This is a genomic window from Streptomyces sp. NPDC088762, from assembly GCF_044750905.1.
Taxonomy (GTDB): Bacteria; Actinomycetota; Actinomycetes; order Streptomycetales; family Streptomycetaceae; genus Streptomyces.
Genome location: NZ_JBIVKT010000005.1, coordinates 407,829 through 418,503, shown reverse-complemented (window position 1 = coordinate 418,503; position 10,675 = coordinate 407,829). Strand labels below are relative to the sequence as shown.

The 10,675-nt window shown below is 73.2% G+C and carries 8 protein-coding genes; 1 reads left to right on the top strand and 7 read right to left on the bottom strand.

Annotated features, from left to right (window positions below; all coding sequences use genetic code 11):
* Window positions 1–87 precede the first annotated feature (87 nt).
* The 7 genes from ACIP5M_RS16070 to ACIP5M_RS16040 all read right to left on the bottom strand — a co-directional run bounded on the left by ACIP5M_RS16070 (window position 88) and on the right by ACIP5M_RS16040 (window position 8,452).
* Complete coding sequence (locus ACIP5M_RS16070) at window positions 88–3,054, bottom strand: ATP-binding protein (protein WP_401197172.1); 2,967 nt, start codon at window positions 3,052–3,054, stop codon at window positions 88–90.
* A gap of 169 nt (window positions 3,055–3,223) precedes the next feature.
* Entirely contained in the window at window positions 3,224–3,694 is a 471-nt protein-coding gene (locus ACIP5M_RS16065; protein ID WP_401197169.1) for a hypothetical protein, read from the bottom strand.
* A gap of 128 nt (window positions 3,695–3,822) precedes the next feature.
* Window positions 3,823–4,050 (bottom strand): DUF397 domain-containing protein, encoded by a 228-nt coding sequence (locus ACIP5M_RS16060; RefSeq protein WP_401197167.1) that lies wholly within the window; start codon window positions 4,048–4,050, stop codon window positions 3,823–3,825.
* A gap of 133 nt (window positions 4,051–4,183) precedes the next feature.
* Window positions 4,184–5,359, bottom strand: a complete 1,176-nt coding sequence (locus ACIP5M_RS16055; RefSeq protein ID WP_401197164.1) for a thiolase domain-containing protein — start codon at window positions 5,357–5,359, stop codon at window positions 4,184–4,186.
* Window positions 5,356–6,423: a thiolase domain-containing protein gene (locus ACIP5M_RS16050; RefSeq protein WP_401197162.1), complete on the bottom strand. Its 1,068-nt coding sequence runs from the start codon at window positions 6,421–6,423 to the stop codon at window positions 5,356–5,358. Before ACIP5M_RS16050 ends, ACIP5M_RS16055 begins: the two co-directional genes overlap by 4 nt.
* A complete protein-coding gene (locus ACIP5M_RS16045) occupies window positions 6,423–7,385 on the bottom strand; it encodes a Zn-ribbon domain-containing OB-fold protein (protein WP_401197159.1) in 963 nt (320 codons plus the stop codon). Before ACIP5M_RS16045 ends, ACIP5M_RS16050 begins: the two co-directional genes overlap by 1 nt.
* A gap of 266 nt (window positions 7,386–7,651) precedes the next feature.
* Complete coding sequence (locus tag ACIP5M_RS16040; protein ID WP_401197157.1) at window positions 7,652–8,452, bottom strand: crotonase/enoyl-CoA hydratase family protein; 801 nt, start codon at window positions 8,450–8,452, stop codon at window positions 7,652–7,654.
* Window positions 8,453–8,629: 177 nt separating this feature from the next.
* Here ACIP5M_RS16040 and ACIP5M_RS16035 point away from each other — a divergent pair, with 177 nt between their 5' ends.
* Entirely contained in the window at window positions 8,630–10,255 is a 1,626-nt protein-coding gene (locus tag ACIP5M_RS16035) for an acyl-CoA synthetase (protein WP_401197154.1), read from the top strand.
* Window positions 10,256–10,675 lie beyond the last annotated feature (420 nt).

The following is a 10,675-nucleotide window of genomic DNA, read 5'->3' as shown; positions in this document are numbered from 1 at the left end:
TCGTACTGGACGTACTCGGGATTCCGCCCGGTGCGGCGAGAGCGCGTGCCAGGCGTCGCGGGGCAGACGGGAGTTTGACGACAGGCCCTAGGGCGCGTAGGCCTTCAGGGCGGCCGCGAGGCCCGGGAGGTCGGTGCCGAGCTTGCGGCAGGCCGAGGACAGCACCCAGTCGGGGCCGGGGCCGTCCTTGCCCGAGCCGTCGGCGCGGGGGGCGACCAAGCCCGAGCCGGCCATGCCCGAGCCGTCCAGGCCCCATCCGCCCAGGCCCGGTCCGTCCGCGCCGGGGCCGTCCCCGCCCGGTCCGTCCGCGCCGGGGCCGTAGTCGTGCGGCTCCGCGGCCGCGCGCTGCGCTGCCTGGAGTTCCTCCTCCGAGAGGGCTTCCTGCCAGGGCGACCCGTGCGGCAGGCCGCCGCCCAAGGCCTGCAGGGTCTCGGCCGCCCGTGCCGCCAGGCCGTCGGCGCCGCATTCGCGGGCCGTCACCACGGCCCGCGCCAGCAGGCCGGTGTCCCCGAGCTCCGCGCCGAGTGCGGCCAGCGCGCGGGCCAGCTCGTATCCCGCCGGCGAGACCGACAGCAGTGCCACGGCCTCCCGCAGCAGTCCCGCCCGCTCCGCGGGCGCCGCGACCTCAGCCGCCACCCGTAGCGCCTGGCCGATGCCCGAGGGGGCCCCGAAGGCGCGGGCCCGCCGTACGGCGTCGGCGGCCAGCGCCCTCGCCCGCTCGGGATCCCCGCCGCAGACCGCGCGGGCCAGGTGGAGCTGCCACGGGCACCACGCCGGGTTCTGGATGCCGCGCGGGGTCAGCCGCCGGTCCACCGCCTCCAGTTCCGCGGCGGCCGCCCCGGTGTCGCCCCGGGCGAGGAGCAGTTCGGCGTACACGGTCTGGGAGTCGGGGAAGACCACGGCCGCCGGGAAGGGCTGCCCGTACTCGTGTTCGCGGGCGAGCTCCCACGCCTCCTCGGTCCGCCCCCTGGCGAGGAGGGTGGTGACGAGGATGGCGATGGCGTACCAGTGGACGGGCGTGCGGCGGCCCACGCGCTCGGCGAGGCCCAGTCCGGCGCGGGCGAGTTCCTCGGCCTCCACGAGCCGTCCCCGCCGGTAGCGGATGTAGGCGCGCAGGCTGTAGGCGAAGGAGAGGTGTGCGCCGCGCCAGCCCTGCCGCTCGAATTCGGCGGTGCCCTCGTCGAACAGTTCCTCGGCGCGCCACGGCCGGTCGGCGTACATGTGGACCATCGCGGCGAGGACCGGGACCTCGAAGCCGCGGTCCTCGTACGCCCAGCTGAAGGAGGGGTCCAGGGCCCGCCCCGCATGGTGCAGGACCACGTCGACGGGTTCTCCGCGCAGGCAGGCGTCCCAGGTCCGCAGCCCGATGATGTACCGCTCGGTGAGGTCGCGGCCGGCCAGCCGGTCGGCGAGTCTCGCCAGTCGGCGGGAGCGGGCCGGGGAGTCGTGCTCGGCGGCGTTGAAGGCGTCCCACATGAACTGCTCGGACTGCAGGCGCAGCCGGGCGCGTACGTCCCGGGTGTTCGGGATCTCCCGTGCCAGCGCCGCGGAGGCCTCCGCGAGGTGGTCGCTGTGGGCGAGTACCTGTGCGAGCCGGATGACGATGCCCTGGCGCAGGGCCGGGTCGTCGACGGGCTCGGCGAGGGCGGCCCGCAGGTGGTTGACGGTGGTGGCCGGTTCGGTGAGCAGGGAGGCACAGCCGAGTTCGTACAGGACGGCGGCGCGTTCGTCGAAGTCGGGGGGTTCGCGCAGGGCGCGGGCGAGCTGGCGGCGGGCGGCCTCGGGGGCGCCGGCCCGCAGGTTCTCGCCGGCGGCCTCTCGCAGGGTGCGTACCACCCAGGGGTCGTTCTCGGGATGGGTCTCGAGGAGGTGGCGGGCTGCGGCGGACGGGCCGAGTCCGGCGTCGACGACGGCCGCGGCGGCCTTGCCGTGCAGGGCGACACGGAGCGCGTCGGGGATGGCACGGTATATGGCGGTGGCGATGAGCGGGTGGACGAACTCCAGCCCCGCCCCGGGCTCTTCCGTGGCGGCGGACAGGATGCGCGCCTCCCGCAGCCGCCAGGTGGCGTCGACGGCCTCCTCGGTGCCGAGGGCGGCGACGCGGGCGGCGAGGTCCTGCGGGATGGCGGTGCCGAGGATCGCGCAGGCCCACGCGAAGCGGACGGTGGAGGGGCCGAGGCGTTCGAGGCGGGCGACGAGTCCGCTGCCGCGCTGGGCGGCGGCCAGGTCGCGCAGCAGTGGGGCGCTCTCCGCGACCGGGGAAAGGCCCTTCTCCCGCACCTTCGCCGTGAGTTCCACGGCTTCGAAGGGGTTGCCGGCGGTGACCGTCCACGCCTCGCGGCAGAAGGCGTCGTCGGCGTGGTCGCCGACCGACTCGCGGACGAGGGCGGCGACGGCGGGCGGGGTCAGCGGTGCGAGGGTCAGCGGCCGGTGGCCGGCGCGGCCGGGCAGCGTACGGAAGGCGTCGGCGTGCGCGGGCAGTTCGTCGGGGCGGTAGGCGACGACGAGGAGCAGCGGGAGGTGCTCGGCGCGCGGGGCGAAGGCGGCGAGCCAGCCGAGGGATTCGGGGTCGGCCCAGTGCGCGTCGTCGAGGACCAGGGTGACGGGGGCGCGCTGGACGACGAGGTGGGTGAGGACCCAGTCGAGTCCGTCGCGCAGGCCCTGGGGGTCGGGCGGGGCGCCCTGCTCCGGGGCGCAGAGTCCGAGGGCCGGGCCGACGATGGAGTACCAGCTGCCGAGGACGGCTCGCAGTTCCCGCTCCGAGGCGCCGGCCAGCTGGGGCTGGACGAGCTGGCGGGCGACGTGGAAGGGCTGGCTCTGCTCCTGTTCGCCGCCGCGGGCGGCGAGGACGGTGCAGGAGCGGGCGTGGGCGCGGCGGCGCACTTCGGCGAGGAGGGTGGTCTTGCCGAGCCCTGCGGGGCCGGAGAAGGCGAGCAGTCCGCCGCCCTCGCCGGGCTCGGGACCGGTGAGCCGGTCCAGGGTCTCGTCGACGACGGCGAGTTCGGTCTCGCGTTCGACCACGGTGCGCCGCGTACGGGTCCGGCGGTCCGTCATGGCTGGTACCCCCCAGGCCTGTTCGGGAGATCAGCGTACGCCCGCGCACGGGGGTGGCGCGGCCGCTGTCGGGAAAGATTCCGATCTTCTTTTACGGGGTGTGCGCACGGGTGTACGGAGCTGCGCGCGGGCGGGGCCGGCCGCCCGCGCGGCGGACGCCGCCTGCGGGTCAGGTGTCCTCGTAGACCCGCCGGTGCCACCAGCCGAGCGGACGACCGCTCCAGTCGGCCCACCGGTCGGCCGGCGGGTCCCACTCGGGCAGGGTCCGCCTGCGGAACTGGGCGTCCAGCCCCCGCAGTACGCGGCCCAGGGCGGTCCGGGCGACCGGGGGCAGGGCGCGGTGGAGGTCGGCCAGTTCGTCGCGGACGACGGCGATGTCGTCGCGGGCGCAGCCCGGGCAGGCCGGGCACGGGGAGGGCGCCAGGAGCAGCGGGCTGCCGGGCCGCCGCAGGAAGGTGCGGTAGCGGCTCAGCAAATCCGCGATCTCGTCGGCCCGGCCGGGCCTGGCCCAGTGGGCGGCGGCAGCGGCATCGGACGGCAGCCGGTCCACGGGCGGCAGTGCCCGCGTCCACGCCGGTGGCCGCCGGTCCCCGTACGTTCCTCGTTCGGCGCGCAGCGCGCCGGGCCGTCTACGCGGCATCGCCCTTTCGGCGGATGATCGTCATGGGCCCATCCTGCCCGGGCCCGGGGCCGAGCGGCAAGGGGGATCCGGCGGCCACCGGGGCGGCGGCCCCGCGCCCGGTGGTGCGCCGCGTACCCGTGCCGGAACTACGTGAGGTCGAACTCGCCGCCCCGCGCGTTCAGCACGAACTTGCGCCACTCGTCCGGCGCGAAGATCAGCGAAGGGCTCTCCGGCCGGTCGCCGTTGCGCATCGCGATGAAGCCCTCGACGAAGGCGATCTGGACGTCCCCCGCTCCCCGGCTGCTCGACTGCCACTGCGCCCCGGTGAGATCGAGGTCCGGCTTGCCCCATCCGGCGCGGGGTTGTGAAGTCATGCTCTCTGCCACGTGCGTGCTCCTCCCGGTACGTCGTCCGGGGGCAAGGTTAACCACCGCAGCGGGTGCCGCACAGGCCACGGTGAGTCACCCGTGACCGGTCCGGCACCCCCGGCCGGAGGCTCGATCCTGTTCAGGAGGCGGGCTCTTCGGCCCCCACCAGCCACATCGCGAAGAACTGCGCGCCGCCGCCGTACGCGTGTCCCATGGCCCTGCGGGCGCCCGGAACCTGGTGTTCCCCGGCCTGGCCGCGGACTTGGAGGGCCGCCTCCGCGAAGCGGATCATGCCGGAGGCGCCGATGGGGTTGGTGGACAGCACCCCGCCGGACGGGTTGACGGGGAGGTCCCCGTCGAGTTCGGTCACACCGGCCTCCGTGAGCTTCCAGCCCTCGCCCTCCTCCGCGAAGCCCAGGTTCTCCAGCCACATCGGCTCGTACCAGGAGAACGGCACGTACATCTCCACCGCGTCGATCTCCCGCCGCGGGTCGGTGATGCCCGCCTGCCGGTAGACGTCGGCCGCGCAGTCCTTGCCCGCCTGCGGCGATACGAAGTCCTTGCCCGCGAAGAGCGTCGGCTCGCTGCGCATGGCCCCGCCGTGCACCCAGGCCGGCGGCTTCGGCGAACGGGCCGCGCCCTCCCGGTCGGTGAGGATCATCGCGCAGGCGCCGTCCGAGGAGGGACAGGTCTCGGAGTACCGGATCGGGTCCCACAGCATCGGCGAGGCCTGGACCTTCTCCAGGGTGATGTCGTGCTCGTGCAGGTGCGCGTACGGGTTCTTCAGCGCGTTGCGCCGGTCCTTGTACGCCACCAGCGAGCCCACCGTGTCGGGCGCGCCGGTGCGCCGCATGTACGCGCGTACGTGCGGGGCGAAGAACCCGCCCGCGCCCGCCAGCAACGGCTGCTGGAACGGCACCGGGAGCGAGAGCCCCCACATGGCGTTCGACTCGGACTGCTTCTCGAAGGCGAGGGTGAGGACGGTCCGGTGGACGCGCGCCGCGACGAGGTTGGAGGCGACCAGCGCCGTGGAGCCGCCGACCGAACCGGCCGTGTGCACGCGTAGCATCGGCTTGCCGACCGCGCCGAGCGCGTCCGCCAGGTACAGCTCCGGCATCATCACGCCCTCGAAGAAGTCGGGGGCCTTGCCGATGACGACCGCGTCGATGTCCGCCCAGGTCAGCTCGGCGTCGGCGAGGGCGCGGGCCGCCGCTTCCCGGACCAGGCCGGCGATGGAGACGTCGTGGCGGGCGGCGACGTGTTTGGTCTGGCCGATCCCGACGACGGCGACCGGCTCCTTGCCCGAGGTGCTCATGCTCGGTCCCCTTCCAGGACGGCGACCAGGTTCTGCTGGAGGCAGGGACCGGAGGTGGCGTGGGCGACGGCCCGGTCGGACTCGCCGCGGTGGATGCGGGCGGCCGCCTCGCCGATCCGGATCAGGCCGGCGGCCATCATCGGGTGGGCGGCGAGTGCTCCGCCGGAGGGATTGACCGTGACCCCGTCGCCGAGCCCGAGGGCCTTGCGGAGCACGACCTCCTGGGAGGAGAAGGGGGCGTGCAGTTCCGCCGTGTCCACGGGGGCTTCGAAGACCCCCGCGTGCTCGCCGGCGGTCCGCGTGGACGGGGAGTCGGTGAGGTCGCGCAGGCCCAGGCCGTGGGCCTCGATGCGGTGGTCGATGCCGGTGATCCAGGCGGGGCGCCCGCACAGGCGCCGCGCGGTGTCTCCCGCCGCCAGGATCACCGCGGCCGCGCCGTCGCCGATGGGCGGGCAGTCGCCGGTCCGGAGCGGCTGGACCTGGTAGTCGCCCTGGGGGACGGTGCCGCGCAGCTGGGCGTGCGGGTTGGCCTCGGCGGAGGCGCGGCTGCGGGCCCCGATGGCCGCCAGCGCGGGCTCGTCGGTCTCGCCCGCGTCGATCAGGGCCTGGGCCTGGAGGGCGGCCAGGGCCACGGAGTCCGGCCACAGGGGGGCGAGGTAGTAGGGGTCGAGCTGCCGGGTCAGGACGTCGCGTACCGATCCCGGCGAGGACTTCCCGTACGCGTAGACGAGCGCGGTGTCGGCCTCGCCGGTCTGGATCTTGACCCAGGCCTCGTAGAGGGCCCAGGCGCCGTCCATCTCCACGTGCGACTCGGAGATGGGCGGCCAGGCGCCGACCCCGTCGAGGGTCATGGTGAAGGAGAAGGCGCGGCCGGCCAGGTAGTCGCTGGAACCGGAGCAGGTGAAGCCGATCTCACCGGCCTTCAGGCCGGTCTGCGCCAGCACCTGGTGCAGGACCGGCATCACCATCTCGACTTCGCTGAGTTCGTCGGTGCGGCGCAGGTGGTCGCTCTGCGCGAAGGCCACGACGGCCACATCGCGTGCGTGCCTGCTCGTCCTGGGCATCAGATGAGCTCCTTGTACGCGTCGTAGTCCGCGTCCGGCTCGCCGGTGGGGCGGTAGTGATCGGGGTAACGGCCGCCTTCGGTCCACACGGGCTCGACGCGCAGGCCCATGCGGACCTGGTCGTACGGGATGCCGCCGATCCGGCCGTGGAGGGCGAGGCCGGCGCCGTCGAGGGCGATGTGGGCGTAGACGTACGGGACTTCGATGTCCAGGTTCTTGGCCTTGATGTTGACGATGCAGAAGGTGGTGACGGTGCCGGCCGGGCCGACCTCGACCTGGTCGGTGGTGGCGACCCCGCAGGTGGGGCAGGCGCCGCGCGGCGGGACGTACACCTTGTGGCAGGAGGGGCAGCGCTCGCCGACGGTCTTCCGCTCGGAGAGGGCGTTGATGTAGGCGGTCTGCGCGCGGCCGGGGCTGTACGTGTAGTCCAGGCGGGCCTCGGCGACGATGCCGGTGACGGGGTCGGCGAAGGAGCCGTCGTGCGGGGCGGCTTCGCCGGCGTCCGGGCCCTCGTACGGCTCGAAGCAGGCGATGTCGGTGATGGCGCCGCTGCGGTCCGCCGCCCAGCGGATCCGTACCCGCATGCCGGTGTGCACGGCGTCGGGGCCGGGGGCGTCGAGGGCGTGCAGCAGGGCGGTGTCCGCGCCGTCGAGGCGCACCAGCACCCAGGCGAAGGGGGTGTCGAGCGGCTGCTGGGGGCGCGGGGAGGCGTTCCAGGCCCAGGTGGTGACGGTGCCGGTGACGCCGACCTCGACGAGCTCGCGGATCTCCTCGGCGGTGACGGGGTCGTACTCGACCGGCGGGACCATCACCGCGCCGTCAGAGGTCCTGACCCCGAGCACGACGCCTTCGCGCAACCCGGTGAGGAACGCCGACTGGACGGGTCCCAGGGACCGGGTGAAGGGGAACTCGACGACGAGAGGCGCACGGAGCACCTCTGGCGGTGACGCGGCGGCTGTCATGGGCGACTCTCCGATTCTCACTTCGAGGGGACGATCGGTTCCAACTCTTCGGCTACGCCGGGACTACGAGCGGGGTACGGGGCGGATCCTCGAATCCTTGACCCGCACCTGCGCACTCTCGAGGCCCAACCCGAGCCCCTCCGGCGCTTGAGGAGCGGGGTACGGGGCAGAGCCCCGAATCCTTGACCCGCCCCCGGCCTGCCCGGCCCGGCACGTACAGCCCCGCCGGCGATGGAGGCGCGGGGTCCGGGGCAGAGCCCCCGGGGCTACTCGCGCCGGTACACCGCGGGCCGCTTCTCGGCGAAGGCCCGCGCCCCCTCCTTCGCATCCGCGGTGTCGAAGATCGGCCACCCCCGCAAGAGCTCGGACGCCAGCCCCTCCCGTTCGGTCAGCTCGGCGGTCTCGTACACCGACGCCTTCACCGCCTCCACCGCCAACGGCCCGCACTCGTTGATGCGTTCGGCGATCTCCAGGGCCGCCTCCAGCGCCGTCCCCTGCGCCACCACCCGCCCGATCAGACCGATCCGCGCCGCCTCCTGCGCGGAGTACGGCCGCCCCGTCAGCAGCATCTCCAGCGCGTGAGTCCGCGGGATCTGCCGTGGCAGCCGCACCGTGGAGCCCCCGATCGGGAAGAGCCCCCGTTTGACCTCGAACAGCCCGAAGGTGGCCCCCTCCCCCGCCACCCGGATGTCCGTGCCCTGCAGGATCTCGGTCCCGCCCGCCACGCAGTACCCCTCGACCGCCGCGATCACCGGCTTGCGCGGCCGGTGGTGGCGCAGCATCGCCTTCCAGTGCAGGTCGGGGTCGGCCTTGAGCCGGTCCCGGTACTGGTCGCCCGCCATGCCCTTCCCGGCCAGTGCCTTGAGGTCCATTCCGGCGCAGAAGTCCCCGCCCGCGCCCGTCAGCACCACGGAGCGGATCCCGTCGTCGGCGTCCGCCTCCAGCCAGCCGTCGTACAGCCCCACCAGCAGCGGCAGCGAGAGCGCGTTCTTCGCCTCGGGCCTGTTCATGGTGAGCACCAGCGTGGCGCCGTGGCGTTGCACGGTCAGGTGTTCTGTCCCACCCATTGCCGTCCTCCCGTCTCAAGACCTAGAACAGGTTGCAGTAGGCGGGGGTGCAGTTCAATAGTTTTCTGACACACAGTCAGTTTTCTTGGGCGGCTCCCTTCCCACTTGGGGTCGGCGGCGCTCTAATGACCGCCGGAGCAGACCAGCCATGGGCATTTTTCGGGGTCAGGAGGAACGGTGGAGTACAACCTTGCCGACCTGTTCGAATCGGTCGTGGACGTGGTTCCGGACCGCGAGGCCCTCGTGTACGTGGACCACCCCGGGACCGGCGCCGAGCGCCGCCTCACGTACGCGGAGCTGGACACAGCGGCGAACCGCGTCGCGCACCACCTGCTGGACAGCGGACTGAAGCCCGGCGAACACGTGGGCCTGCACCTGTACAACGGGGTCGAGTACCTGCAGACCGTCCTGGCCTGCCTGAAGGCACGCCTCGTCCCGGTGAACGTCAACTACCGGTACGTGGAGGAGGAGCTGGTCTACCTCTACAACGACGCCGACCTCGCCGCGCTCGTCTTCGAGGGCGAGTTCACCGAACGGGTGGCCGCCGCCCTCCCGCAGACGACGAAGCTCCGCCACCTGATCCGCGTCGGGGAGACCCCCGAAGGCGCACCGGAGCCCTCGATCGCACCGGTCGCGTACGCGGACGCCGAGGCGGCCGGCTCGCCGGAGCGCGGCTTCGCACCCCGGTCGCCCGACGACCTGTTCATCATCTACACGGGCGGCACGACCGGTATGCCCAAGGGCGTGATGTGGCGGGCCGAGGACCTCTTCTTCGCCGGGCTCTTCGGCGGGGAGCCCTCGGGCGAGCCGGTGAAGCGGCCGGAGGAGCTGGCGGAGCGAGTCGCGTCGAAGGGCGCCGGTCTCACCTTCTTCCCGGCGCCTCCGCTGATGCACGGCACGTCCACCCTCACCTCGTTCATCGCCTTCAACTACGGCCAGCGGGTGGTCATCCACCGCAAGTACGCGCCCGAAGAGGTGCTCCGTACGATCGAGAAGGAGAAGGTCTCCAGCGTGTCGCTGGTGGGCGACGCCATGCTGCGGCCGCTCATCGACGCGCTGAACGGCCCCCTGAAGGGCACGGACCTGTCCTCCCTCTTCAGTGTCTCCTCGTCCGGCGCGATCATGTCGGAGACGGTACGGGCCGAGTTCCAGCGGCTGGCACCGAACGTGCTGCTCCTGAACAACTTCGGGTCGTCGGAATCCGGCTCCAACGGGCGGGCGGCGAGCGACTCAGGCCCCGAGAAGGGCTTCCGCCTGGAGGTCAACGACCGTACGCAGGTGGTGGACCCGGTGACCCACGAGCCGGTGCCGGTGGGCGTACCGGGGCGCCTCGCGCAGCGCGGGTACGTCCCGCTGGGCTACTACAACGACCCCGTGAAGACCGCCGAGACCTTCTTCCAGAAGGGCAAGGAACGCTGGGTGCTGCTCGGAGACATGGCCACGGTGGACGAGGCGGGCATCGTCACCGTCCTCGGGCGCGGCTCGCAGTGCATCAACACGGGTGGCGAGAAGGTGTATCCGGAGGAGGTGGAGCAGGCGCTGAAGTCCCACCCGGACGTGTACGACGCGCTGGTCGCGGGGGTCCCGGACCCGAAGTGGGGCAGTCACGTGGCCGCGGTGGTCCAACTCCGCGCGGGCGCCCAGGAACCGACCCTGGCCGACATCCAGACCCACTGCCGCACCAGGCTGGCGGGCTACAAGATCCCCCGCCAACTGGTCATCACCCCCACCATCCAGCGCTCCCCGAGCGGCAAGGCGGACTACCGCTGGGCGAAACAGGTGGCAACGGAGTCCAACGCGTAGCCCCTGCGGGGGCTCGGCACATCCCGTGCGGGTCCGGCCGGCCCCTGACAACACCTCGGAGAAGGCCCGATGCGGGCCCACTCCAGCCCCGCCGGCGCTTGAAGACCAGGCGGGCGGGGCCCCGAATCCCGGACCCGCACCCACCCAGCCCCTCCGGCGCCTGAAGAGCAGGGCACGGGACGGAACCACGAATCCAAAGGGCCGGAGCCCCGAATCCCCAACCCGCACCCACCCAGCCACACCAGCCCCATCCAGCCCCTCCGGCGCCTGAAGAACAGGGCACGGGACAGAACCACGAATCCAAAGGGCCGAAGCCCCGAATCCCCAACCCGCACCCACCCAGCCACACCAGCCCCATCCAGCCCCTCCGGCGCCCGAAGAGCAGGACACAGGACGGAACCACGAATCCAAAGGGCCGGA